The 23,417-nt window shown below is 73.3% G+C and carries 25 protein-coding genes; 16 read left to right on the plus strand and 9 right to left on the minus strand.

Going from position 1 to position 23,417, the window contains the following annotated elements; translation table 11 throughout:
- Nucleotides 1-548: sulfurtransferase TusA family protein (locus tag IEZ12_RS37455; protein ID WP_229847108.1), on the plus strand; the 548-nt coding region annotated here is incomplete at its 5' end.
- 24 nt (nt 549-572) lie between these two features.
- Here the strand turns inward: IEZ12_RS37455 and IEZ12_RS00410 are convergent.
- Entirely contained in the window at nt 573-1,544 is a 972-nt protein-coding gene (locus IEZ12_RS00410; RefSeq protein WP_189270506.1) for a carbohydrate kinase family protein, read from the minus strand.
- Nucleotides 1,545-1,747: 203 nt separating this feature from the next.
- Here IEZ12_RS00410 and IEZ12_RS00415 point away from each other — a divergent pair, with 203 nt between their 5' ends.
- Nucleotides 1,748-1,963, plus strand: a complete 216-nt coding sequence (locus tag IEZ12_RS00415) for a hypothetical protein (RefSeq protein ID WP_189270238.1) — start codon at nt 1,748-1,750, stop codon at nt 1,961-1,963.
- 86 nt (nt 1,964-2,049) lie between these two features.
- Nucleotides 2,050-2,670 carry a hypothetical protein gene (locus IEZ12_RS00420; protein ID WP_189270239.1) on the plus strand — a complete coding sequence of 207 codons (621 nt, stop codon included), beginning with the start codon at nt 2,050-2,052 and terminating at the stop codon, nt 2,668-2,670.
- 69 nt (nt 2,671-2,739) lie between these two features.
- Here IEZ12_RS00420 and erpA read toward each other — a convergent pair whose 3' ends face one another.
- Nucleotides 2,740-3,093, minus strand: coding sequence for an iron-sulfur cluster insertion protein ErpA (gene erpA / locus IEZ12_RS00425; RefSeq protein ID WP_043913549.1), 354 nt, complete (start codon nt 3,091-3,093; stop codon nt 2,740-2,742).
- A gap of 206 nt (nt 3,094-3,299) precedes the next feature.
- Between erpA and IEZ12_RS00430 the strand changes: the two genes are divergently transcribed.
- Complete coding sequence (locus tag IEZ12_RS00430) at nt 3,300-4,181, plus strand: GNAT family N-acetyltransferase (protein ID WP_189270240.1); 882 nt, start codon at nt 3,300-3,302, stop codon at nt 4,179-4,181.
- A gap of 20 nt (nt 4,182-4,201) precedes the next feature.
- On the opposite strand, the gene IEZ12_RS00435 is transcribed toward IEZ12_RS00430, so the two are convergent.
- The 3 genes from IEZ12_RS00435 to IEZ12_RS00445 form a co-directional block, all read right to left on the minus strand.
- Entirely contained in the window at nt 4,202-5,569 is a 1,368-nt protein-coding gene (locus IEZ12_RS00435) for a pyridoxal phosphate-dependent decarboxylase family protein (protein WP_229847109.1), read from the minus strand.
- A gap of 136 nt (nt 5,570-5,705) precedes the next feature.
- On the minus strand, nt 5,706-6,179 hold the full coding sequence (locus IEZ12_RS00440; protein WP_043913551.1) for an Lrp/AsnC family transcriptional regulator: 474 nt from the start codon (nt 6,177-6,179) through the stop codon (nt 5,706-5,708).
- 102 nt (nt 6,180-6,281) lie between these two features.
- Nucleotides 6,282-7,208, minus strand: a complete 927-nt coding sequence (locus IEZ12_RS00445) for an NADP-dependent oxidoreductase (RefSeq protein WP_189270241.1) — start codon at nt 7,206-7,208, stop codon at nt 6,282-6,284.
- 185 nt (nt 7,209-7,393) lie between these two features.
- Between IEZ12_RS00445 and nadA the strand changes: the two genes are divergently transcribed.
- Nucleotides 7,394-8,575, plus strand: a complete 1,182-nt coding sequence (gene nadA / locus IEZ12_RS00450; RefSeq protein WP_043913553.1) for a quinolinate synthase NadA — start codon at nt 7,394-7,396, stop codon at nt 8,573-8,575.
- Nucleotides 8,576-8,662: 87 nt separating this feature from the next.
- Here the strand turns inward: nadA and pspAA are convergent, their stop codons facing one another.
- Together pspAA and IEZ12_RS00460 are read right to left on the minus strand one after the other, a co-directional pair.
- Nucleotides 8,663-8,956: a PspA-associated protein PspAA gene (gene pspAA / locus IEZ12_RS00455; protein ID WP_043913554.1), complete on the minus strand. Its 294-nt coding sequence runs from the start codon at nt 8,954-8,956 to the stop codon at nt 8,663-8,665.
- A 27-nt stretch (nt 8,957-8,983) separates the two neighbouring features.
- Entirely contained in the window at nt 8,984-9,757 is a 774-nt protein-coding gene (locus IEZ12_RS00460) for a PspA/IM30 family protein (RefSeq protein ID WP_043913555.1), read from the minus strand.
- Between the two features lie 267 nt (nt 9,758-10,024).
- Between IEZ12_RS00460 and IEZ12_RS00465 the strand changes: the two genes are divergently transcribed.
- Nucleotides 10,025-10,576, plus strand: a complete 552-nt coding sequence (locus IEZ12_RS00465) for a DUF3043 domain-containing protein (RefSeq protein ID WP_229847110.1) — start codon at nt 10,025-10,027, stop codon at nt 10,574-10,576.
- Between the two features lie 203 nt (nt 10,577-10,779).
- Nucleotides 10,780-11,472 carry a class I SAM-dependent methyltransferase gene (locus IEZ12_RS00470; RefSeq protein ID WP_229847111.1) on the plus strand — a complete coding sequence of 231 codons (693 nt, stop codon included), beginning with the start codon at nt 10,780-10,782 and terminating at the stop codon, nt 11,470-11,472.
- Nucleotides 11,473-11,479: 7 nt separating this feature from the next.
- On the opposite strand, the gene IEZ12_RS00475 is transcribed toward IEZ12_RS00470, so the two are convergent.
- Nucleotides 11,480-11,680 carry a hypothetical protein gene (locus IEZ12_RS00475; protein ID WP_189270243.1) on the minus strand — a complete coding sequence of 67 codons (201 nt, stop codon included), beginning with the start codon at nt 11,678-11,680 and terminating at the stop codon, nt 11,480-11,482.
- Between the two features lie 96 nt (nt 11,681-11,776).
- On the opposite strand from IEZ12_RS00475, the gene cobU reads away from it, so the two are divergent.
- The 7 genes from cobU (at nt 11,777) to IEZ12_RS00510 (ending at nt 20,309) form a co-directional block, all read left to right on the plus strand.
- Nucleotides 11,777-12,337, plus strand: coding sequence for a bifunctional adenosylcobinamide kinase/adenosylcobinamide-phosphate guanylyltransferase (gene cobU / locus IEZ12_RS00480; protein WP_189270244.1), 561 nt, complete (start codon nt 11,777-11,779; stop codon nt 12,335-12,337).
- Between the two features lie 11 nt (nt 12,338-12,348).
- On the plus strand, nt 12,349-13,467 hold the full coding sequence (locus tag IEZ12_RS00485) for a nicotinate-nucleotide--dimethylbenzimidazole phosphoribosyltransferase (protein WP_043913560.1): 1,119 nt from the start codon (nt 12,349-12,351) through the stop codon (nt 13,465-13,467).
- Nucleotides 13,468-13,561: 94 nt separating this feature from the next.
- Nucleotides 13,562-14,302 (plus strand): adenosylcobinamide-GDP ribazoletransferase, encoded by a 741-nt coding sequence (locus IEZ12_RS00490; RefSeq protein ID WP_189270245.1) that lies wholly within the window; start codon nt 13,562-13,564, stop codon nt 14,300-14,302.
- Between the two features lie 212 nt (nt 14,303-14,514).
- Entirely contained in the window at nt 14,515-16,011 is a 1,497-nt protein-coding gene (locus tag IEZ12_RS00495; protein WP_189270246.1) for a leucyl aminopeptidase, read from the plus strand.
- Nucleotides 16,012-16,398: 387 nt separating this feature from the next.
- A complete protein-coding gene (lpdA, locus tag IEZ12_RS00500) occupies nt 16,399-17,787 on the plus strand; it encodes a dihydrolipoyl dehydrogenase (RefSeq protein WP_043913562.1) in 1,389 nt (462 codons plus the stop codon).
- 57 nt (nt 17,788-17,844) lie between these two features.
- A complete protein-coding gene (gene sucB, locus IEZ12_RS00505) occupies nt 17,845-19,653 on the plus strand; it encodes a 2-oxoglutarate dehydrogenase, E2 component, dihydrolipoamide succinyltransferase (protein WP_189270247.1) in 1,809 nt (602 codons plus the stop codon).
- Nucleotides 19,654-19,793: 140 nt separating this feature from the next.
- On the plus strand, nt 19,794-20,309 hold the full coding sequence (locus tag IEZ12_RS00510) for a DUF4240 domain-containing protein (RefSeq protein ID WP_189270248.1): 516 nt from the start codon (nt 19,794-19,796) through the stop codon (nt 20,307-20,309).
- 73 nt (nt 20,310-20,382) lie between these two features.
- Here IEZ12_RS00510 and IEZ12_RS00515 read toward each other — a convergent pair whose 3' ends face one another.
- A complete protein-coding gene (locus tag IEZ12_RS00515; RefSeq protein ID WP_043913567.1) occupies nt 20,383-20,886 on the minus strand; it encodes a GNAT family N-acetyltransferase in 504 nt (167 codons plus the stop codon).
- Nucleotides 20,887-20,980: 94 nt separating this feature from the next.
- Between IEZ12_RS00515 and IEZ12_RS00520 the strand changes: the two genes are divergently transcribed.
- Nucleotides 20,981-21,910, plus strand: coding sequence for a TIGR01777 family oxidoreductase (locus IEZ12_RS00520; protein WP_189270249.1), 930 nt, complete (start codon nt 20,981-20,983; stop codon nt 21,908-21,910).
- Nucleotides 21,911-22,228: 318 nt separating this feature from the next.
- Nucleotides 22,229-23,417, plus strand: a 1,189-nt coding sequence (locus IEZ12_RS00525; RefSeq protein ID WP_229847112.1) for an FAD-dependent oxidoreductase, incomplete at its 3' end; no start/stop codon positions are given.

A 23,417-nucleotide genomic window follows, 5' to 3' on the forward strand; every position in this document is an offset into this window, starting at 1 on the left:
AGGTGCTGCTCGGCGAACTCGACCGGGCCGGCTTCGCCGTCAACTCCGGCTCCTCCTGCACGTCCAGCACGCTGACGCCCAGCCACGTGCTGGCCGCGATGGGCGTCCTCACCGAGGGCAACGTCCGCGTCTCGCTCCCGCCGGGCACCGCCGCCGCGGACGTGGACCGCTTCCTCGACGTGCTCCCCCGGATCGTCGCCGAGATCCGCGCCCCCCTCGGCCTCGACCTCCCAGCCCCCGCCGCCACCGCCGACGCCCTGGTCCTCGACACTCTCGGCAGGCGCTGCCCGGTCCCGGTCATCGAGCTCGCCAAGCGCATCCCCGAGGTCGCCCCCGGCGGCCGCGTCGCCGTCCTCTCCGACGACGAAGCGGCCGCCGAGGTCGCCCCCGGCGGCCGCGTCGCCGTCCTCTCCGACGACGAAGCGGCCCGCCACGACATCCCCGCCTGGTGCGAGATGTGCGGCCACACCTACGCGGGCGAGACCTCGGCCACCGACTACGGCGCGGACCACGGCACGGCGTACCTGGTGGTCAGGTCGGGGGCGTAGCAGCGGGCTCCGCCCCCGGCCGGACTACAGCTTCGCGCGGACCTCGGCCGCGGCGTCCGCCCCGTAGGCCGCCTCGAAGCGCTCCAGGAAGTGCCCGCTGCGCAGCTCGTACTCCTGGGTGCCGACGGTCTCGATGACCAGGGTGGCGATCATGCAGCCGACCTGGGCGGCGCGCTCCAGGCCGAGGCCCCAGGACAGGCCCGCCAGGAAGCCGGCCCGGAAGCCGTCGCCGACGCCGGTGGGGTCGGCCTTGCGCTCCTCCGCGGCGCAGCCGACCACGATGTCCGGCTCGCCCTGGCGCTGGATGCAGACGCCCTTCGGGCCGAGGGTGGTGACCCGGGTGCCGACGCGGCTCAGGATCTCGTCCGCAGACCAGCCGGTCTTGGACTCGATCAGCGCGGCCTCGTACTCGTTGGTGAACAGGTAGGCCGCGCCGTCGACGATCTCCCGGATGTCGTCGCCCTCCAGGCGGGCGAGCTGCTGGGAGGGGTCGGCGGCGAACGCGTAGCCGCGGGTGCGGCACTCCTGGGTGTGCCGCACCATCGCGGCGGGGTCGTCCGCGCTGATCAGGACCAGGTCGAGGCCGCCGACCCGGTCGGCGATCGGCTTCAGCTCGATGCTGCGGGCCTCGGCCATCGCGCCGGTGTAGAAGGACGCGATCTGGTTGTGGTCCTGGTCGGTGGTGCACATGAACCGGGCGGTGTGCCGGGTCTCGGAGATGTGCACGGACTCGGTGTCCACGCCGTGCCGGTCGAGCCAGCTGCGGTACTCGGCGAAGTCCGCGCCGGCCGCGCCGACCAGGACCGGGCGCAGGCCGAGCACGCCCATGCCGAAGGCGATGTTGCCGCCGACGCCGCCGCGGCGGATGTCGAGGGTGTCGACCAGGAACGACAGCGACACCGTGTGCAGCTGCTCGGGGACCAGTTGGTCCGAGAAGCGGCCGGGGAAGGTCGTCAGGTGGTCGGTGGCGATCGAGCCGGCGACGGCGATGCGCACGGAGTTCTCCTCGGGCGGCCCGGCGGGGGCCGGAGCAGCGGACATCAACCCACCTAAGGTACCCGCCCGATCCGGTACTACCGATGGGTAGGCCTGTCGCCGGGGCCGGGAGCGTCCTAGGGTCGCCAGTACGGGGGCCGGACGCGGCCCCCGTCCAGTCCGCGGCAGCGTGGCCGCGGCGCGGCGATCGGAGCTGGTACCGCATGGTGATTGATCACTCCCCCCGCCGACTGCCGGTCGGCCTGGACGACCCCGATGTGGAGTCGCTGGCGGACCTGCTGGACTCCTCGCGCAAGCTGGGCCGGTTCTGGCCGGCCACCGGGCCGGGCCCCTCGCGGTCGGTGCCGACGGCGCTGGGCGTCCGGGTGCCGATGGAGGCGCGCCGGGTGGTGGCGGGGATGCCGGAGTTCGGCGAGTAGCGGGAACCGGATTCCTCCCGGGCACGTCGAATCCGCGCGGTGCCGCTCCCGGCGGCACTGCGCGACCCTCGGGAGGAACGCAGATCATGGACGTCAGGACCGCAGCCGTCTCCGCCAAGCCCGCGCACCGGCGCCGGACCGCGCTGGCCCTCGCCGCCGTGTCCCTCGCCGGCGGCCTGTTGACCGCGTGCGGCAGTTCCACCCCGACCGCCGCGGGCTCCCCCGGCTCGTCGAGCCCGTCCGCCGCCTCCGACGCGACGCCCGGCCCGGGCACCGCGGCCCCCGGATCGCCGACGGCCACCCCGTCCGGCGGGGCCGACACGGGCGCCCAGTCCTCGCCGACGCCCGGCACCGGACAGCCGACCAGCCCGGGCATCGCGGTCGGCGAGCACCCGCCGACCGCGGTGAGGATCCCCGTGACGGGCTACCGGCAGGACAGCCCCACCCAGTTGACGGTGTTCTACGTCGCCGGGGTGTGCGACAAGTACGGGGTCCGGCTGGAGGAGGACGCCCCGCCCACCGTGAAGCTGCGGATCGTGATCACCAGGACCGCCACGCCGGGCCAGGCCTGTCCGCAGCTGATGAAGGAGCAGCAGGCGACGGTGACCCTGCCCCGCCCGATGAACGGCGGCGGCGTGGTGGACACCGCGACCGGCGACCAGGTGCCGGTGCAGACCGACGGGGTGGGCGTCGGCGGCCCGCGCTGACCCCGGAAAGCCCCGAGGGCGGCTCCCCGACCGGGGAGCCGCCCTCTTCGTTCGCGCCGTCCTGAAGGCTTAGCTGAACGAGTCGCCGCAGGCGCAGGAGCCGGTGGCGTTCGGGTTGTCGATGGTGAAGCCCTGCTTCTCGATGGTGTCGACGAAGTCGACGGTGGCGCCGCCCAGGTACGGGGCGCTCATCCGGTCGGTGACGACCTTGACACCGTTGAAGTCCTTGACGACGTCGCCGTCCAGCGAACGCTCGTCGAAGAACAGCTGGTAGCGCAGGCCCGAGCAGCCGCCGGGCTGCACGGCGACGCGCAGCGACAGGTCCTCGCGGCCCTCCTGCTCCAGCAGGCCCTTGACCTTGGCCGCGGCGGCATCGGTGAGGAGGATGCCACTCTCGACGGTGGTCTCGTCCTGGACGGTCATGCTTACTCCCGGTCTGTGACGACTGTGATCCGCCAGTGCCAACCAGCGGCCCCCCGGATTCATTTCCGGGAGGTGGTGCGTTCGGGGGACTTTTTTCGTCGCCCACTCCCCCACGTACCCCATGCTCGCACACCGCGCGCAGGCGGTCACCGCCCACTTGGGCAAACCGCTACCGCCCGCACACCCGGGCACAGCAGGATGTGACGGTGATCATTCGTCAGCTGAGAGACACCGCGGAGGACGCCGAGGCCGTGAACCGGGTCTCCCGGGCGGCGTTCCGCGACCTGGACGGCCGGCCGGCGGACGCCGAGCCGGAGGCGGCGGACGCGCCGTCCCGGATCCGCCGGCTCGCCCGCTCCCGCCACCTGGCCGTCACCGACCCGCAGGGGTGCTGGATCGCCGAGCAGGACGGCGAGGCGGTGGGGGCGGCGCTGTCGCTGCGCCGCGAGGGCGTGTGGGTGCTGGCGCTGTTCGTGGTGCTGCCGTCCGCGCAGGGCCAGGGGGTGGGCCGGCTGCTGCTGGAGCGGGCCGCCGCGTACGGGCGGGGCTGTCTGCGCGGCATGCTGTGCGCCTCGTCGTCGCCGGCGGCGGCGCGCCGCTACCGGGCGGCCGGGTTCACCCTGCACCCGACGATGCGGCTGACCGGCCGGGTCGACCGGGAGCGGCTGCTGGACCCGGGGGACATCCCGGTGCACACCGGCAACGCCTCGCACCTGCACCTGCTGGACTCGGTGGACCGGCGGCTGCGGGGCGCGGCGCACGGCCCCGACCACCCGTTCATGCTGGCGCACTTCGAGGAGCTGCTGATCGCGGACACCCTGGCCGGCACCGGCTACTGCTACCGGGACGGCGGCGCCGTCCAGTTGGTCGCCGCCACCTCGAAGCGGATCGCCACCCGGCTGCTGCGCGAGGCGCTGGCCCGGGTGCCGGAGGGCGTCGACGCGGACGTGGAGTTCCTGACGGCGGAGCAGGAGTGGGCGGTCGACGTGGGCCTGGAGCTGGGCCTGTCGCTGACCACCCGCGGCTACCTGGCGGTCCGCGGGATGCGCCCGCCGGCCCCGTACGTGCCGAACGGCGGCTACCTGTAGCCGCCGTTCGGGACGGCACGTCACCGCATGGTGTCGAGGATCTCCTGGACCATCTCCATGGTGGTGCCGGGGTGCAGGAACGCGAACCGGGCGACGGTCTCGCCGTCCCAGCCGGTGGGGGTGACGAAGCCGACCTGGTCGGCGAGCAGCTGCCGGGACCAGCGGTAGTAGTCGTCGTGGGTCCAGCCGGTGCGGCGGAAGCAGACCGCGGACAGCTGCGGGTCGTGGAGCAGTTCGAGGTGCTCGGTGTCGCGGATCAGCTGCGCGGTGTCCTTGGCCAGCCGCAGACCGGTCTCGATGGCGTCGGTGTACGCCTGGACGCCGTGGACGGCGAGCGAGAACCAGAGCGGGAGGCCGCGGGCGCGCCGGGTGAGGTGGTAGGCGTAGTCGGTGGGGTTCCACTCGTCGCCCTCGGTGTGCAGGACGTCCAGGTAGCCGGCGTCCTGGGTGTGCACGGCGCGGGCCAGGCGCGGGTCGCGGTAGAGCAGCGCGGCGCAGTCGAACGGGGCGAACAGCCACTTGTGCGGGTCGACCACGAAGGAGTCGGCGTGCTCGATGCCGTTGTAGCGCTCGCGCACCGAGGGGGCGAACAGTCCGGCGCCGCCGTACGCGCCGTCCACGTGGAACCAGAGCCCGTGTTCGCGGGCGACCTCGGCGATGCCCGCGAGGTCGTCGACGATGCCTTCGTTGGTGGTGCCCGCGGTGCCGACCACGGCGATGACGGTCTCGGGGTGCGGGTCGGCGGCGAGGGCGGCGCGCAGGGCCGCGCCGGTGAGGCGGCGGTCGACGGCGGGGACGGGGAAGGCCTCGACGCCGATGATGTTGAAGGTGTTCTTGACCGAGGAGTGCACCTGGTCGGCGACGGCGATCCGCAGCCGGGCCTCGGGGCCGACGTTCAGCCGGCGCCGGGCGGTGTCGCGGGCGACCACCAGCGCGGACAGGTTGCCGGCCGAGCCGCCGGAGACGAAAACGCCGCCGGCCGCGGCGGGCAGTCCGGCGCGGTCGGCTATCAGCCGCAGCACCTGGTTCTCGGCGGCGATCGCGCCGGCCGCCTCCAGCCAGGAGATGCCCTGCAGGGAGGCGCAGGAGACCACCATGTCGAACAGCAGCGCGGCCTTGGTGGGCGCGCACGGGATGAAGGACAGGTATCGCGGGCTGTCGGCGGAGATGACGGCGCGGGACAGCTCGTGGTCGTACAGCTTGAGCACGTCGGCCGGGTCGTTGCCGTGCTCGTTCAGCAGCCCGGCGAGCACCTCCCGCAGGTGGGCGCCGTCGCCGGGGTGGTCGAGCGGAACGGGGTCGTACTGCAGCCGTTCGCGCATGTAGTCGAAGACCAGGTCGACGAGTTCGCTGTCCGGCTTGTGCATGCGGTCGGGGGCTGCGTACACGGGTGTCCTCTTCGCTGCTGCGGTGCGTGGGGTCATGATCAGCGTAGGCAGCGGTGCGGTGCGGGCGCGCGTCGGAACGGGGCCGGTCAGGGCCGGTTTCGTGCGTGTTCGGGGGGTCCTGCGCAGGATTCCTGCGTCAGATGAGCTGGGAGAGCACCACCGACGAACGACTGCGCTGGACGCCGGGCTCCTTGCGGATGCGTTCGATGACGGCTTCCAGGTGACGGGTGTCGGCGGCCCGCAGGTGGACCAGCGCGTCCGGGTCGCCGGTGACCGTCCAGGCGGCGGCCACCTCGGGGAACTGGCGCAGCGAGGCGAGCAGCTCCTCCGGCGAGGTGCGGGCCCGGCAGTAGACCTCGACGAACGCCTCGGTGCCCCAGCCGAGCAGCGCGGGGTCGAGCACCACCGTGAAGCCGCGGACCACGCCGCGCGCCCGCAGCCGGTCGATCCGGCGGCGGACGGCGGTGGCGGACAGGTTGGTGAGCAGCCCGATCTCGGCGTACGAGGCCCGGCCGTCCCGGCTGAGGTGCTCCAGCAGCAGGCGGTCGGTGTCGTCCAGGGCCTGTCCGGTCACCGCCTGGCCGAGGTCGGGCGGCCGGTGGGTGCTCATGGCGGGGCTCCACGGGTGGTACGGGTGAGGGTGTGGCGAGCCGCGGCCCCCGCACAGGGGCGGACTCTGCGGGGCCCATTCTTGCCGACGCCGGGCGTCCGCTCAGTCCACCAGCAGGACGATCTTGCCGCGGGTGCGCCCTTCGGCGTTCAGGGCCTGCGCGGACGCGGCCTGGCCGAGCGGGAAGGTGGAGGCGACCGGCACGGTGAGCAGCCCGTCGTCGGCGAGCCGGGCGACGGCGGCCAGGTCCTCGGGGTCGGGCCGGGTCCAGATGTAGTGACCGCCCAGCCCGCTCACCCGGTAGTCGACGGCGGAGGCGATCCGGGTCGGGTCCTTGACCAGGGCGGTGGACACGTCGAGCGCCTCCCCGCCGACCAGGTCGAGCACCGCGTCCACCCCCTCCGGGGCGAGCGCCCGCACCCGCTCCGCCAGGCCCTGGCCGTACTCGACGGGCTCCGCGCCGAGCCCGCGCAGGAAGGTGTGGTTGTGCGACCCGGCCGTCCCGATCACCCGGGCGCCGAGCGCGGTGGCGACCTGCACCGCGAGCGAGCCGACGCCACCGGCCGCGGCATGGATCAGCACGGTCTCCCCGCGCCGCACCCGCAGCGCGTTCACCAGCGCCTGCTGCGCCGTGAGCCCGGCCGTGGGCAGCCCCCCGGCCTGCGCCCAGTCGAGCGCCGCCGGCTTCCGGGCCAACGTCCGAACGGGCGCGGCGACGAGCTCGGCGTACGTGCCGTACCCGATGACGTCCTTGCGGACGTACCCGATCACCTCGTCCCCCGGCCCGAACTCGGTGACGGCCCCACCGACCGCCTGCACCACCCCGGCCAGGTCGAACCCCATGATCATCGGGAAGCACACGTCGAGGATCCCGTCGAGGTGCCCCTCCCGGATCTTCCAGTCGACCGGATTGACCCCCACCGCCCGCGTACGGACGAGAACGGAGTCGGGGCCGACCTTGGGATCCGGCAGCTCGGTGTACTCGACCACCTCGGGCCCGCCGTAGCGGTTGATCGCGATTGCCTTCATGCCCCCCACCCAACCGGGGCTACGGCCGGTTCTCGCGCCGGAAGCATCCATCCCGGTGAGCGGTTCTCGTCACATCGACAGAATGGCCATCGTCAGGCTGACGACAACCGGTTATCATAGATAGCGTCAGATAGACGAGAAGGCTGGTCGAGAACGATCCGGCCGCACCAGGAGGGCAGCCGCCCGTGACCACCACCACCGAGACGCACGGCGTCGACCCGACTCCCTCGCCGCTCGCCCTGCTGCTGCTCGGCCGCGAGGCCGACCCGAACAGTGAGCGCGGGGTGGAGTGCCCCGGCGATCTGCCTGCGGCCTCCGACCCGGACCTGGTGGCGCGGGCTCGCGCCGCCAAGGAGAAGCTGGGGGACCGGGTCTTCATCCTGGGTCACCACTACCAGCGGGACGAGGTCATCGAGTTCGCCGATGTCACCGGCGACTCCTTCAAGCTGGCCCGGGACGCCGCGGCCCGTCCGGAGGCCGAGTACATCGTCTTCTGCGGCGTGCACTTCATGGCGGAGTCGGCCGACATCCTCACCTCCGAGCGTCAGCAGGTCGTGCTGCCGGACCTCGCCGCGGGCTGTTCGATGGCCGACATGGCCACCGCCGAGCAGGTCGCCGAGTGCTGGGACGTGCTGACCGACGCGGGTGTCGCGGACGTGACCGTGCCGGTCTCGTACATGAACTCCTCCGCCGACATCAAGGCCTTCACCGGCAAGCACGGCGGCACCATCTGCACCTCGTCCAACGCCAAGCGGGCGCTGGAGTGGGCGTTCGAGCAGGGGCAGAAGGTGCTGTTCCTGCCGGACCAGCACCTGGGCCGCAACACCGCGGTGCTGGAGATGGGCTTCTCGCTGGAGGACTGCGTCCTCTACAACCCGCACAAGCCGAACGGCGGCCTGACCGCCGAGCAGCTGCGGGACGCGAAGATGATCCTGTGGCGCGGCCACTGCTCGGTGCACGGCCGGTTCAACCTGGACTCGGTCAACGAGGTGCGCGAGCGGATCCCCGGCGTCAACGTCCTGGTGCACCCCGAGTGCCGGCACGAGGTGGTCACCGCCGCCGACCAGGTCGGCTCGACCGAGTACATCATCAAGGCGCTGGACGCCGCCGAGCCCGGCTCCAAGTGGGCCATCGGCACCGAGCTGAACCTGGTCCGCCGCCTGGCCAAGGCGCACCCGGACAAGGAGGTCGTCTTCCTCGACCGCACGGTGTGCTTCTGCTCCACCATGAACCGGATCGACCTGCCGCACCTGGTGTGGGCGCTGGAGTCGCTCGCCGAGGGCCGGGTCCCGAACGTGATCACGGTGGACGCGGAGACCGAGAAGTACGCCAAGGCCGCGCTGGACCGCATGCTGGCCCTGCCGTAACGATTCGCCGCACACCGGCGCCGGGCACGCGAGAGGGCGGGCATCCCCTGGGGGATGCCCGCCCTCTCGTCACGAACGGCGCCCGAACTACTCCGGGATGCCCGGGATCAGGCCGTCACCCTCGGCGCGCAGCAGCTCACGCACCTGGTCCAGGGACGCCTCGGCGTCCGGCAGGATCAGGTCCGACGGCTCCAGCGAATCCGCCGGCACCGGCGTGCCGACCTCCCGGACGGCCGCCAGCAGGCTGCCGAGGGCGGCCTTGAAGGCCTCCTCGTCGTCCGCCTCGACGGCCTGGAGCAGGTCGTCGTCCAGCTGGTTCAGCCGGTCCAGGTCCTTCTCCGCGACCTCGAACTGCCCCTCACCCAAGACCCGCATGATCATGCTGGTACGTCTCCCCTGCTCGCGGGCTTACTTCTGGTAGTTGATGGTGGGCGGCGGGGTGTCGTTCTTCCCCTGCTCGATCGCGTGCGGCTGCGAGGCCGGAGTGCCGCCGGTCAGCTCGGCCTTCATCCGGGCCAGCTCCAGCTCGACGTCGCTGCCGCCGGCCACCCGCTCCAGCTCGGCCTCGATGTCGTCCTTGCGGCCCAGGCCGCTGGCGTCGTCGAGCGCGCCGGAGGCCAGCAGCTCGTCGATCGCACCCGCGCGGGCCTGCATCTGGGCGGTCTTGTCCTCGGCCCGCTGGATCGCCAGGCCGACGTCGCCCATCTCCTCCGAGATGCCGGAGAAGGACTCGGCGATCCGGGTCTGCGCCTGGGCGGCGGTGTAGGTGGCCTTGATGGTCTCCTTCTTGGTGCGGAAGGCGTCCACCTTGGCCTGGAGGCGCTGGGAGGCGAGCGTGAGCTTCTCCTCCTCGGCCTGCAGGGCCTGGTACTGCGTCTCCAGGTCGGTGATCTGGGACTGCAGGTTGGCCTTGCGGCTGAGCGCCTCGCGCGCCAGGTCCTCGCGGCCGAGCGACAGCGCCTTGCGGCCCTGGTCCTCGTACTTGGAGGACTGCTGCTGCAGCTGGGTCAGCTGGAGCTCCAGGCGCTTGCGGGAGGTGGCCACGTCGGCGACGCCCCTGCGCACCTTCTGCAGCAGTTCCAGCTGCTTCTGGTAGGAGTAGTCGAGCGTTTCGCGCGGGTCCTCCGCCCGGTCCAAGGCCTTGTTCGCCTTGGAGCGGAAGATCAGCCCCATACGCTTCATGATTCCGTCGCTCATGGGCCTCGATAGCCCCCTTCTTCGGGCCTGGGTTTGCGTCTCGTGACAGGTCGAGTGTATGCGCGACGGGGTCCCCGGCGCAGTCCACCGGCCAGCAACAATGCTGCTACAGCGAGCGGCCGTTCGGCATCGTCCTCACGATCGATATCGGTTCGCATCCGGGGCCGGGCCGGAAAGCGGCCGGTCAACCCGTACGCTGGGAGTGTGTTTCGACGCCGCTCTGATGACTCCGCCGCCTCCTCGTCCGTCACCTTGACGAAGGAGGAAGAGCGGCTGCCCCGCGACCCGCAGGCCCCGAAGGGCCGACCCACGCCCAAGCGCAGTGAGGCCGAGGCCAACCGGAAGACCCGGGTCACCGTCCCCAAGGACCGCAAGGAGGCCGCCCGCCAGGCCCGCGACCGGATGCGCGTCGAGCGCGAGAAGCAGCGCATCGCGATGCTCGAGGGCGACGAGCGCGCCCTGCCGGCGCGCGACAAGGGCCCGGTCAAGCGCTACACCCGCGACTTCATCGACTCCCGCCGCGCCGTGGCCGAGTACTTCCTGCCGTTCGCCGTCGTGGTGCTGGTGCTCGGCATCGTCCGGATCGGCTACCTGCAGACGCTGTCCTCGCTGCTGTTCATGCTGTTCTTCGTGACGGTGATCCTCGACTTCGTCCGGCTCGGCCTCGCGCTGCGCAAGGGCCTCGCCGCGCGCTTCCCGAACGAGAACACCCGCGGCGCCGTGATGTACGGCCTGCTGCGCACCCTGCAGATGCGCCGGCTGCGGATGCCCAAGCCGATGGTCAAGCGGGGCGAGCGGCCCTGACCGCGGAAGCCGTTCCGCCGTACTGGGCCCCGCCGGCGCAGCAGCCGGTCGGGGCCTTCGGCACACCGGGCGTCCCGGCGCAGTACGGGGCGCCGCGCGGCCGTCACGGGCGGCTGCCGGCCCGTGGCGGGCCGTATCACAGCGGGGCCGGCGAATGGCTGGAGCGGCACGGCGGACTGCACAACCTGGTCCGCCAGGAACTGGTGACCCGGCAGCTCGCCGAGCAGCTCACCCGCGGCACCGCGCTGCGGGTGCTGGACGTCGGCTGCGCCGAGGGCACCCAGGCGCTGCGGCTGGCCCGCGCCGGGCACTTCGTCACCGGGATCGACCCGGACCCGGGCATCCTCGCCGTCGCCCACCAGGCGCTGGCCGCCGAGCCGCCCGAGGTCCGCGACCGGGTCCAGCTGCTCACCGGCGACGGCCACCAGGTCGGCCGCTGGTTCGGGCCGCGCAGCTTCGACCTGGTGCTCTGCCACGGCACCCTGATGTACCTGCCCGACCCGGACCCGATGCTGGCCTCGGTGGCCCGCATCCTGGCCCCCGGCGGGCTGCTCTCGCTGCTGGTCCGCAACGGCGACGCGCTGGCCATGCGGGCCGGGCTGACCGGCGACTGGCGGGCCTGCCAGGAGGCCTTCGACACCACCCGCTACACCAACCGCCTCGGCCTGCCCGCCCGCGCCGACCGGCTCGCCGAACTCTCCGGCACCCTCGCCGGGTTCGCCGTCCCCGTGCGCCACTGGTACGGGGTGCGGGTGTTCACCGACACCATGCCGGACGAGGCCGCCCCGGTGGACGGCCGTCAGCTCGGCCAGCTGCTGGACGCCGAGGAGCGGGCCGGCAAGCAGGACCCGTACCGGCACGTCGCCGCGCTGCTGCACGTGGTCTGCGCGAAGTGACGGGGCGTCAGCCCTCGTGCAGGCTCATCGGGTAGATGTCGCGGCCGTCCTCGACCAGCACGACCCGGTCGACGCCGTCGTCCAGCAGCGTCTTCCACTCCTCGCCGATCCAGGTCTCGGCGTCGCCCTGGCTGGAGAACTCCTCGGCGTCGCCGGCCGGGCTCACCACGGTGCCGTCGTTCTTCTCGTACCGCCAGGTCCACACCATGCCGGGCTCCTCCGGGTCGAACACTGCTGCTGAAGGGTTGCGACAGTAGCGTGCCCACCCCGCAGGCGGGCATGCGCCGTCCGGCAGGATGATCGCATGGCACTCCCCCGCACCCTGCTGCTCGGCGGCGCCCGCTCCGGCAAGTCCACCCGCGCCGAACAGCTGCTCGCCCCGTTCCCCGACGTCCTGTACGTCGCCACCTCGGGCGCCCGCGACGGCGACACCGACTGGGCGCACCGCGTCGAACTGCACCGGGCCCGCCGGCCGGTCCGCTGGCGCACCGCGGAGACCTGCGAGCTGGAGACCGTGCTCGCCGACGACAGCGACCCGGCGCCGGTGCTGATCGACTGTCTGGCGCTGTGGCTGACCGCCGTGATGGACGAGCACCGGGCCTGGGACGACGAGCGGTGGCTGGACGGCGGCAGGGAGGCCGTCGAGGCGCGCTGCGCGGCACTGGCCGCGGCCTGGGCCGGCACCCGGCGAACGGTCGTGGCGGTCTCCAACGAGGTCGGCATGGGCGTGGTCCCCGCCACCGCCTCCGGGCGGCGCTTCCGGGACACCCTCGGACGGCTCAACATGGCCGTCGCCGACGCCTCCGAGCAGGTGCTGCTGGTGGTCGCGGGACAGGTGCTGACCATCAAAGCGACGGCCGTGTAGATTGCCGAGCGATGGACACCACCGTGGATCTCGACACTTTCTCCTCGCTCGTCGAACGGCCTGACGAGAGTGCGCGCCGCGGCGCCGAGGAGCGCTGGCAGCAGTTGGCCGTGCCGCGCGGCGGCCTGGGCCGGCTCCAGGAGCTGGCGGCCTGGCTGGCGTCCGCGCAGGGCGAGGCGCCGACCCGCCCGCTGCACGCCAGCAAGGTCCTGCTGTTCGCCGCCGACCACGGCGTCGCCTCGCTCGGCATCTCCACCCTCGACGCCCGCGGCGGCACCGCCGACCGGGTCCGTGCCGTCCTCGACGGCACCGCGCCGGTCGCCGTGCTGGCCCGCCGCTACGGCGCGGACGTCCGGGTGGTCGACATCGCGGTGGACGCCGACCCCGCCGAGTTCCCCGAAGAGGTCGTCCGCCACCGCGTCCGGCGCGGCTCCGGCAGGATCGACGTCGAGAACGCGCTGACCCTCGACGAAGCCACCCGGGCCTTCCGGGCCGGCATGGCCGTCGCGGACGAGGAGGCCGACGCCGGCACCGACCTCGTCCTGCTCGGCGACCTGGGCGTCGGCTCCACCACCGTCGCCGCCGTCCTGATCGGCGCGCTGTGCGGCACCGACGCCGCCGCCGTCACCGGCCGCGGCTCCGGCGTCGACGACCGGGTCTGGATGGTCAAGTGCGCCACCATCCGCGACGCGCTGCGCCGGGCCCGCCCCGTGCTCGGCGACCAGCTCGCGCTGCTCGCCGCGACCGGCGGCGCGGACTTCGCGGCGATCACCGGCTTCCTGCTGCAGGCCGCCGTCCGCAGGCTCCCCGTCGTCCTCGACGGCGTGGTCTCCGCGGCCTGCGCGCTGGTCGCCCAGCGGATCGCCTTCCGGGCCCCCGAGTGGTGGCGGGCCGCCGCCCTCACCGGCGAACCCGCCCAGGCCAAGGCGTACGACCGCCTCACCCTGACCCCGCTCCAGGAGATCGGCGCCACCATGGGCGAAGGCGTCTCGGCGGTCCTGGCCCTGCCGCTCCTCCAGGCCGCGACCGACACCCTCGCCGAACCGGCGGCGGTGCCGAGCGCGAAGCCGCTGCCGCCGCGGGCGCCGGCGAAGCTGCCGACGGCTGCGGAGCTGCTCGGGCGCTACTGATTTGAACGAGAACGCCCAGCCCGGGGCCGAGCGCGCAGAAAGTCTCTCGGCGGGGGGCGCTGCGTCGTCGGTTCCGCGCCCACCGGCACCTCGGTTGACGGACGCGCTACGTTTCGCTTTCGGGACGCTGACGGTCTTTCGGGTGCGGGTGCACCGGTGGGACCGGGCCGCCGGTGGGGCGGCGATGGCGGTGGCGCCGGTGGTCGGGGTCGTGGTGGGGGTGCTGGCCGGGGCGGTGGGGGCGCTGGTCGCGTGGCGGGGTGGGGCGCTGCTGGGCGCGGTCGCGGTGGTGGCGGTCGGGGCGGTGGTGACCCGGGGGCTGCACCTGGACGGGGTCGCGGACGTCGCGGACGGGCTGGGCAGCGGCAAGCCCGCCGAGGACGCGTTGCGGATCATGAAGCAGTCGGACATCGGCCCGTTCGGCGTGCTGACGCTCGTTCTGCTGATGCTCGCTCAGATCGCCGTACTGACAGGCCAGTTCGGGCAGTCGCTCTGGCGCGGGGCGCTCGCCGCGGCCGTCGCGGCGACCGCCGGCCGCACCGCGCTGCTGTGGGGCTGTCTGCGGTCGGTGCCGGCCGCCCGGCCCGGTGGGTTGGGGGCGATGGTGGCGGGGACGGTGCGTCCGGCGGTGGCGGTGGCGGTGACGTTGCTGGTGGTCGGCGCGGCGACGGCGTTGCGGTGGCAGGGCGGGGTGGCCGTGCTGCTCGGGGTGGCGGTCGCCGCAGGCGTGCTGCGGCGGTGCGTGCGGCGCTTCGGCGGGGTGACGGGGGACGTGCTGGGGGCGCTGGTGGAGACTTCGGCGACGGCGACCCTGGTGGCGCTCGCGCTGACATGACGGCGCGCCCGCGCGAGAACTCACGCACCGTCACGAGTTGCGCCGGTTCGTGCACGGGGGCAGGCGGGGCGGCGAGATCCCAATATGCGGACTACCATGCGGTGAGCACCCTGGCCCCGAGCCCCGTTTTGCCGCGGAGTCTGCCTGGGTTTGCCGGTCGGCAACGGAGCCGTCACCGGCTGTGGACCGCGAAAGAACAGGACGCATTTGTCGTGACTGCACTGTCTGTGAGCACCTCCTCCGCCGCGAGCCTGCGGGCGGATGCCCTGGTGATCGGCGTGGCGAAGGGCCCCAAGGGCCTGGTCGTGGCGGCTGGCGCCGAGGCGGTCGTCGAGGCGTTCGAGGGCAAGCTGGCCGAGGTCCTCACCACCCTGGGCGCCACCGGTGCCGAGGGTGAGGCGGTCAAGCTTCCCGCGCCGGCCGGGCTGAAGGCGCCGCTGGTGCTGGCCGTCGGCCTGGGCGAGGCCGTTGACGGCCCGTTCGGCGCCGAGGACCTGCGCCGGGCCGCCGGTGTGGCCGCCCGCACCCTGGCCGGTGCGAAGAAGGTCGCGCTGGCGCTGCCGACCGGCTCCGCCGAGGACGTCGAGGCGGTCGCGCTGGGCGCCCTGCTCGGCTCGTACGCGTTCGGCGCCTACAAGGCCGACGTGACGAAGGCCCCCGTCGCCGAGCTGGTCGTGCTGACCGACCGCAAGGGCTCGAAGGACGCCAAGTCGGCCGTCGAGCGCGCCACGGCGATCGGCGAGGAGATGAACCGGGCCCGTGACCTGGTCAACACCGCGCCCAACGACCTGAACCCGAAGTCGTTCGCCGCGATCGCGCAGGCGGCCGGCAAGGAGCACGGCCTGAAGGTCGAGGTCCTGGACGAGAAGGCGCTGGCCAAGGGCGGCTTCGGCGGCATCCTCGGCGTCGGCGTCGGCTCGACCAACCCGCCGCGGCTGGTGAAGGTGGCGTACACCCACCCGAAGGCGAAGGCGTCGCTGGCGTTCGTCGGCAAGGGCATCACCTACGACTCGGGCGGCATCTCGCTGAAGCCGGCCGGTCACAACGAGACCATGAAGTGCGACATGGCCGGCGCCGCCGCGGTGTTCGCCGCCGTGGTCGCCGCCAAGCGCCTGGGTCTGCAGGTCAACGTGACGGCGTGGCTGGCGCTGGCGGAGAACATGCCGTCCGGTTCGGCGACCCGCCCCGGCGACGTGCTGCGGATGTACGGCGGCAAGACCGTCGAGGTGCTGAACACCGACGCCGAGGGCCGGCTGGTGCTGGCCGACGCGATCGTCCGGGCCGGCGAGGAGAAGCCCGACGTGATCGTCGACGTGGCGACCCTGACCGGCGCGATGGTGCTGGCGCTCGGCAACCGCACCTTCGGTGTGATGGCCAACGACGACGCGCTGCGCACCCGACTGCACGAGACCGCGGGCGCGGTCGGCGAGCCGTCCTGGCCGATGCCGCTGCCGGCCGACCTGCGCAAGGGCATGGTCGAGTCGACCGTCGCCGACCTGGCGAACATGGGCGAGCGGATGGGCGGCGGCCTGGTGGCCGGCCTGTTCCTGCAGGAGTTCGTCGCCGAGGGCATCGACTGGGCGCACATCGACATCGCCGGCCCGGCGTTCCACGAGGCCGGCCCGTTCGGCTACACCCCGAAGGGCGGCACCGCCAGCGCGGTGCGCACCCTGGTCCGCTTCGCGGAGGACACCGCCGCGGGCAAGTGACCCGTTGATCGACGTGTGGGGCCCGACACCGACGGTGTCGGGCCCCACACGCATTACCAGCCAGTAGCAACCGGTGCCAATCCACCCGACTGTTCGCCTCCGGCGAAAATTGATTCCGCAGGGCGGAACTGCTACGGCGAAGCCCCCCGGACGGAGTACCTCCGAATGCCGATTTCCCGGCCGTGAGCTGGGACGATACCTCCGGGACCGGGTCACCCCACCGCTTCGCGGGTCGCACCGGGGCCGGGCCGGGGCACCCTCCGACGCCACCCGCCGCCAACAAGTGCAAAGATGTATTTCCGGCACGACTGGGCGCCTTACAAGGGCTCTCACCCACCGGACCGCGACCGGCCCGGCGATCCGCACCTTTTGCATGGAGGACGTGACGTGGCGAACGACGCCAGCACCGTTTTCGACGTAGTCATTCTCGGAGGCGGAAGCGGCGGCTACGCCGCGGCCCTCCGTGGCGCTCAGCTGGGCCTGAGCGTCGCGCTGATCGAGAAGGGTGAGCTGGGCGGCACCTGCCTGCACCGCGGCTGCATCCCGACCAAGGCGCTGCTGCACGCCGCCGAGGTCGCCGACGAGACCCGCGAAGCCGCCGACTTCGGCGTCCTGGCCACCTTCCAGGGCATCGACATCAAGGGCGTCCACAAGTACAAGGACGACGTCGTCGCCGGCCTGTACAAGGGCCTGCAGGGCCTGGTCGCCTCCCGCAAGGTCACCTTCATCCAGGGCGAGGGCCGGCTGTCCTCGCAGACCTCGGTGGACGTCAACGGCCAGCGCATCGAGGGCCGCCACATCGTCCTCGCCACCGGCTCCGTGCCGCGCTCGATCCCGGGCCTGGACATCGACGGCGACCGGATCATCTCCTCCGACCACGCGCTGAAGCTGGACTACATCCCGAAGTCGGCGATCATCCTCGGCGGCGGCGTCATCGGCTGCGAGTTCGCCTCGGTCTGGAAGTCGTTCGGCGTCGACGTCACCATCGTCGAGGGCCTGCCGCACCTGGTGCCGCTGGAGGACGAGAACTCCTCCAAGCTGCTGGAGCGCGCGTTCCGCAAGCGCGGCATCAAGTTCGAGCTGAAGTCCCGCTTCTCCGGCGTGGAGTACACCGCCGAGGGCGTCCGGGTCTCCACCGAGAACGGCAAGTCCATCGAGGCCGACGTGCTGCTCGTCGCCATCGGCCGCGGCCCGGTCTCGACCGGCCTGGGCTACGAGGAGCAGGGCGTCGCGATGGACCGCGGCTACGTCCTGGTCGACGAGTACCTGCGCACCAACGTGCCGACCATCTCCGCCGTCGGCGACCTGGTCCCGACCCTGCAGCTCGCCCACGTCGGCTTCGCCGAAGGCATCCTGGTGGCCGAGCGGATCGCCGGCCTGAAGGTCGTCCCGATCGACTACGACGGCATCCCGCGGGTGACGTACTCCAACCCGGAGGTCGCCTCCGTCGGCCTGACCGAGGCCAAGGCCGTCGAGCAGTACGGCAAGGAGAAGGTCGTCACCCTCAAGTACAACCTGGCCGGCAACGGCAAGAGCAAGATCCTCAAGACCGCCGGCGAGATCAAGCTGGTCCAGGTCAAGGACGGCGCCGTCGTGGGTGTCCACATGGTCGGCGCCCGCATGGGCGAGCAGGTCGGCGAGGCCCAGCTGATCTACAACTGGGAGGCCCTGCCCGCCGAGGTCGCGCAGCTGATCCACGCGCACCCGAGCCAGTCCGAGGCCCTCGGCGAGGCCCACCTCGCGCTGGCCGGCAAGCCGCTGCACGCGCACGACTGATCGCGCCCCCGTCCCTTTCATTCCTGAACGCAAGACTTGATAGGAGTCGCTGAAACCATGGCGGTCTCAGTAACACTGCCCGCGCTGGGCGAGAGCGTGACCGAAGGCACCGTCACCCGCTGGCTGAAGGCCGAGGGTGAGCGCGTGGAGATGGACGAGCCCCTGCTCGAGGTCTCCACCGACAAGGTCGACACCGAGATCCCGGCGCCGGCCTCCGGCATCCTGGCCTCGATCAAGGTCGGCGAGGACGAGACCGTCGAGGTGGGCGCCGAGCTGGCGATCATCGACGACGGCTCCGGCGCCCCGGCCGCCGCCCCGGCGCCCGCCGCCGAGGCCGCTCCGGCCCCGGTCGCCGAGGCTCCGGCCGCCCCGGCCGCCCCGGTTGCGGAGGCCCCCGCGGCTGCCGCTCCGGTCGCCGAGGCTCCGGCTGCCGCCGCCGCTCCCGCCGCCGACGCCACCCCCGTGGTGCTGCCCGCGCTGGGCGAGTCGGTCACCGAGGGCACCGTCACCCGCTGGCTGAAGGCCGAGGGCGACACCGTCGAGGTCGACGAGCCGCTGCTGGAGGTCTCCACCGACAAGGTCGACACCGAGATCCCCTCCCCCGTGGCGGGCACCCTGGTGAAGATCCTGGTCGGCGAGGACGAGACCGCCGAGGTCGGCGCCCAGCTGGCGCTGATCGGCGCCGCGGGCGCGGTCGCCGCCGCCCCGGCCCCGGTCGCCGCTCCGGCTGCCCCCGCCGCTCCGGCCGCTCCGGCCCCGGTGGCCGCTGCTCCGGCTCCGGTCGCTGCTCCGGCCCCCGCGCCGGTCGCGCCCGCCGCCCCGGTCGCTGCCCCGGCACCGGTGGCCCCGGCCGCTCCGGTCGCCGCCCCGGCCCCGGTCGCCGCCGCTCCGGCCGCTGCCGCTCCGGTCGCTGCTGCTCCGGCCGCGGACGCGGACGCCGGTGACGCCTACGTCACCCCGCTGGTGCGCAAGCTCGCCGCCGAGCACGGTGTCGCGCTGTCCTCCGTCGCCGGTACCGGCGTCGGTGGCCGCATCCGCAAGCAGGACGTGATCGCCGCCGCCGAGGCCGCGAAGGCCGCGCCGGCTCCGGTCGCCGCCGCCCCCGCTGCCGCCGCCCCGGCGAAGGCCGCCGCCGCGCCGTCCGCGCTGCGTGGCCAGACCGTCAAGATGACCCGCATGCGCAAGGTCATCGGCGACAACATGATGAAGGCCCTGCACGAGCAGGCGCAGCTGACCAGCGTGGTCGAGGTGGACGTCACCCGGATCATGTCGCTGCGCGCGAAGGCGAAGGACTCCTTCCTGGCCCGCGAGGGCGTGAAGCTGTCCCCGATGCCGTTCTTCGTGAAGGCCGCCGCCCAGGCGCTGAAGGCCCACGCGGTCGTCAACGCCCGGATCAACGAGGCCGAGGGCACCATCACCTACTTCGACACCGAGAACATCGGTATCGCGGTGGACTCCGAGAAGGGTCTGATGACCCCGGTCATCAAGGGTGCGGGCGACCTGAACATCGCCGGCATCTCGAAGAAGACCGCGGAGCTGGCGTCGAAGGTCCGCGACAGCAAGATCACCCCGGACGAGCTGTCCGGTGCGACCTTCACCATCTCCAACACCGGTTCGCGCGGTGCGCTGTTCGACACCGTCATCGTCCCGCCGAACCAGGCCGCGATCCTGGGCATCGGCGCGACCGTGAAGCGTCCTGTGGTGATCGAGGCCGACGGCGGCACCGCCATCGGCATCCGCGACATGACCTACCTGTCGCTCTCCTACGACCACCGCCTGGTGGACGGCGCGGACGCCGCCCGCTACCTGGTCGCGGTCAAGGAGATCCTGGAGGCCGGCGAGTTCGAGGTCGAGCTCGGCCTGTAAGGCACCCCGGTTCCGCCCGGAAGCCCCGCACCGTCCCCGGACGGTGCGGGGCTCGTGCGTGTCCGGGCACTTGTCGGGCTGTGCCGTCAGCGGTGCGATCGGGTGCGGGCGCGGTGCGGATTGTGGATGCTGGAGCGGTGATGGACGAGACGGCATTCTGGCAGCTGATCGACGACTCCCGGGACGCGGCCGGGGGTGATCCGGACGAGCAGGCACAGGGCCTGGTGGAGCGGCTGATGGGGCTGACCCCCGACGACGTGCTGGACTTCGCCCGGCAGTTCGAGGCGCGGTTCCAGCGGGCCTACACGGTGGACGTGTGGGGCGCCGCGTACCTGCTGCTCGGCGGGGCCTCCGAGGACAGCTTCGACTACTTCCGCTGCTGGCTGATCGCCCAGGGTCGGGAGGTGTTCGAGGGCGGGGTGCACGACCCGGACCAACTCGCCGAGCTGCTGCCCGACTTCGACGAGGAGGAGGACGGCGACGCGGAGGAGCTCGGGTACGCCGCCGACGAGGCGTACGAGCGGTTGACCGGCCTGCCGCTGCCGGACCTGGGGGTGCGTCAGCCGCGCGCGCCGCAGGGCGCCTCGTTCGACTTCGCGGACCGGACGGCGATGGCCGCCCGCTACCCGCAGCTGTGGGAGCTGTACGGGGACTGACGGCCCGTCGGCGGGGGCGGACGCCGTCCGGGTGGCGGCCGACCGGGTGCGGGCCGCCACCGGGCCGGTCCGGTCAGTCCAGGGCGCGGCCCATCCAGACGTCGTCCACGTAGGCGCCGTCCAGCAGGAAGTGCTCGGGGAGCACGCCGAGCACCTGGAAGCCGTTGCGCTCGTACAGGCGGCGGGCGGGCGTGTTGTGGCCGAGCACCCGCAGGGTCATCCGGCGGGCACCGACGGCGCGGGCGGCGTCGCAGGCGGCGGTGATCAGGGCGTCGCCGAGGCCCCGGCCGCGGGCCTGCGGGAGCACGCCCAGGCCCTGGATCTGCCGGACGTGGGCGGCGGACTCCAGCGGGATCTCCTGCAACTGGCGGATGTAGCCGACGACCTGGCCGTCGAGTTCGGCCACCAGGTACTGCTCGGGACGGTGCTGCGGGTCGAAGACCGGCGCGTCGGCGGCGCCCTTCGGGGAGACCTCGCTGAGCGTGGACCAGATGGCGTGGTCGACGGCGCGGATCGCCTGCTCGTCCTGCTCCACGGCGGGTCGGATGATCGGATCGGTCGATGGCATGGCGGCCATGCTAGGCGCTCCGCTGTGGATCTTGCCGGGAATTGTCGCCCCGTGCGCGGGCGGGCGGCCCGGCTGCCCGGGCGGGCCGGTAAGGGCTGCGAGGATGGCCGGTATGCGTATCGCGGTGACAGGTTCCACGGGATTGATCGGGTCCGCGCTGGTGGACTCCCTGGTCGGGGACGGGCACGAGGTGCTGCGGCTGGTGCGGCGGCGCTCGCGCACCGGCCCGCAGCCGGACGGGACGGTCGGGGTGGGGTGGAACCCGCTCCTGATGCAGATCGACGGCGCCGCGCTGGAGGGCGTCGACGCGGTGGTGCACCTGGCCGGGGCGGGCGTCGGCGACCGGCGCTGGTCGGACGCCTACCGGCGGGAGATCCGGGACAGCCGGGTGCTCGGCACCGAGACCCTGGCCGCCGCGCTGACCCGGCTGAAGACCCCGCCGAAGGTGCTGGTCAGCGCCTCCGCGGTCGGCTGGTACGGGCAGACCGGGGACCAGCTGATCGACGAACAGGCGCCCAGCGGCAGCGACTTCCTGTCCGAGGTGTGCCAGGAGTGGGAGCGGGCCGCACAGCCCGCCGCGGCCGCCGGGATCCGGGTGGTGCACCCGCGCACCGGCCTGGTGCTCGACCCGAAGGGCGGCGCGGGGGCCCGGCTGCTGCCGCTGTTCAAGCTCGGACTGGGCGGGCGGCTCGGCAACGGCAAGCAGTACTGGAGCCTGATCTCGCTGGCCGACGAGGTGGCCGCGCTGCGTTTCCTGATCGACTGCCAGGACCTCGGCGGCCCCGTCAACCTGGCCGGGCCCGCGCCCGTCACCAACGGCGAGCTGACCGCCGAGCTGGCCCGGCAACTGGGGCGGCCGGCGGTGTTCGCGGTGCCGGAGTGGACCCTGCGCGCGGTGCTCGGGGAGATGGCCGTAGAGGTGGTCGGCAGTCACCGGGTGGTACCGAAAGCCCTGGTGGAGGCGGGGTTCGAGTTCCTCCACCCGGACCTGGAGTCGATCGTGGCGGCGGCGCTCGGGCGACCCGGGAACTGACGGAACGTCAGGGGGCGCACGGGTGCATGGGGGCGGCGCACGGGGCGTGGACGGTGACGGTGCGCGCCCGCACCTGCCTCGCGCGCCCCGTTTGGCGCACGGTGGGTGACGGAGCCGCCCCGCTGTGTCTCCTCCGCCAGTGGTCCGAACCGATTGAGTGGCGGCCGGCGGTCTGGGTGGCCGGGTGACGGGGCATCACCTTCGACGGACCGTGTTGTCCTCGCCCCCCGCTGCCCGCCCCGGCACCCCCCGCTCATTCGCGGGCACTGCCGCGCGCGGCGGCAGCGGAGGGCTCCGCCAGGGAGGGAGCACCCACTCGTGCCCGCACATGACTTCATCAGCCGTGTTCACGCCACCGACCCCGACGCGATCGTGGTCGGCGCCGGCGTCGCCGGGCTGACCGCCGCCGCCGCGCTCACCGCCCAGGGCCTGCACGTCCAGGTCCTGGAGGGCACCGAACGCGTCGGCGGCCGCATGGCCACCCGGGAACTCGACGGCTTCCGCCTCGACCTCGGCGGCCACCTGCTGAACACCGCCGACCCCGAACTCGTCCGCCACCTCGACCTGGACCGGCTGGACCTGCGTCCGCTCGCCCCCGGCGTCCTGGTGCACAGCAGCGGCCGCACCTACCGGGTCGGCGGCCCGCAGCTCACGCCCGCGCGGCAGGCCGCCACCCGCAGCCCGCTCGGCACTCCACTGGACCGGGCCCGGCTCGCCGGCACCCTGTCCCGGCTGGCCGCCACCCCCACCGCCCGGCTGCTGGCCCGTCAGGAGACCACCGCCGCCCGCGCCCTGGCCGACCGCGGCCTGCCCGGCCGCACCGTGGACGGCTTCCTGCGCCCCCTGCTCGCCGCGCTGCTCGCCGACCCGGCACTCGGCACCTCCAGCCGGGTCGCCGACCTGGCCCTGCGCGACTACGCCCGCGGTCGGCTGTGCGTCCCCGCCGCCGGGATCGGCGCCGTCCCCGCCCAGCTGGCCGCCGGGCTGCCGGACGGCACGCTCCGCCCGGGCGTGGACGTCACCGCGGTCGGCACCGACGGCGTGGAGACCGCCGCGCACGGCCCGATCCGGGCCCGCGCGGTGATCGTCGCCACCGACGCCGCGACGGCTGCCACCCTGCTCCCCGGCCTCCGGCAGCCCGGGTTCCACCCCGTCACCACCTACTACCACGCCGCCAACCGCTCGCCGCTGGGCGAACCCGTGCTGCTCCTGGACGCCGAGCGCACCGGCATCTCGCACTCCCTGGTGCTCAGCGACGCCGACCCGTCCTACGCCGCCGACGGCCGCGCCCTGATCGCCACCACCGTGCTCGGCCGCCGCGCCTTCGACTCCGGCGGCCCGGCCGGCGACGAACCCGTCGTCCGACGCCGCCTGTCCGAGCTGTACGGCACCTCCACCGCCCCCTGGGAGTTCCTGACGGTCCGCCACGCCCCCGACGCGGTCGTCACGATGCCCCCGCCGCACCACTTCCGCCGCTCCGTCCGCCTCCTGGCCGGCCTGTACGTCT

Source organism: Kitasatospora griseola, assembly GCF_014648555.1.
Taxonomy (GTDB): Bacteria; Actinomycetota; Actinomycetes; order Streptomycetales; family Streptomycetaceae; genus Kitasatospora; species Kitasatospora griseola.

Coding starts and splice junctions, on each gene's coding strand:
- cobU (WP_189270244.1), top strand. CDS start 11,777: ATGGCACTCCCCCGCACCCTGCTGCTCGGCGGCGCCCGCTCCGGCAAG.
- sucB (WP_189270247.1), top strand. CDS start 17,845: ATGGCGGTCTCAGTAACACTGCCCGCGCTGGGCGAGAGCGTGACCGAA.
- IEZ12_RS00420 (WP_189270239.1), top strand. CDS start 2,050: ATGGACGTCAGGACCGCAGCCGTCTCCGCCAAGCCCGCGCACCGGCGC.
- IEZ12_RS00475 (WP_189270243.1), bottom strand. CDS start 11,680: ATGGTGTGGACCTGGCGGTACGAGAAGAACGACGGCACCGTGGTGAGC.
- IEZ12_RS00445 (WP_189270241.1), bottom strand. CDS start 7,208: ATGAAGGCAATCGCGATCAACCGCTACGGCGGGCCCGAGGTGGTCGAG.
- IEZ12_RS00415 (WP_189270238.1), top strand. CDS start 1,748: ATGGTGATTGATCACTCCCCCCGCCGACTGCCGGTCGGCCTGGACGAC.
- IEZ12_RS00440 (WP_043913551.1), bottom strand. CDS start 6,179: ATGAGCACCCACCGGCCGCCCGACCTCGGCCAGGCGGTGACCGGACAG.
- IEZ12_RS00460 (WP_043913555.1), bottom strand. CDS start 9,757: ATGAAGCGTATGGGGCTGATCTTCCGCTCCAAGGCGAACAAGGCCTTG.
- IEZ12_RS00515 (WP_043913567.1), bottom strand. CDS start 20,886: ATGGCCGCCATGCCATCGACCGATCCGATCATCCGACCCGCCGTGGAG.
- erpA (WP_043913549.1), bottom strand. CDS start 3,093: ATGACCGTCCAGGACGAGACCACCGTCGAGAGTGGCATCCTCCTCACC.
- IEZ12_RS00510 (WP_189270248.1), top strand. CDS start 19,794: ATGGACGAGACGGCATTCTGGCAGCTGATCGACGACTCCCGGGACGCG.
- IEZ12_RS00485 (WP_043913560.1), top strand. CDS start 12,349: ATGGACACCACCGTGGATCTCGACACTTTCTCCTCGCTCGTCGAACGG.
- IEZ12_RS00520 (WP_189270249.1), top strand. CDS start 20,981: ATGGCCGGTATGCGTATCGCGGTGACAGGTTCCACGGGATTGATCGGG.
- pspAA (WP_043913554.1), bottom strand. CDS start 8,956: ATGATCATGCGGGTCTTGGGTGAGGGGCAGTTCGAGGTCGCGGAGAAG.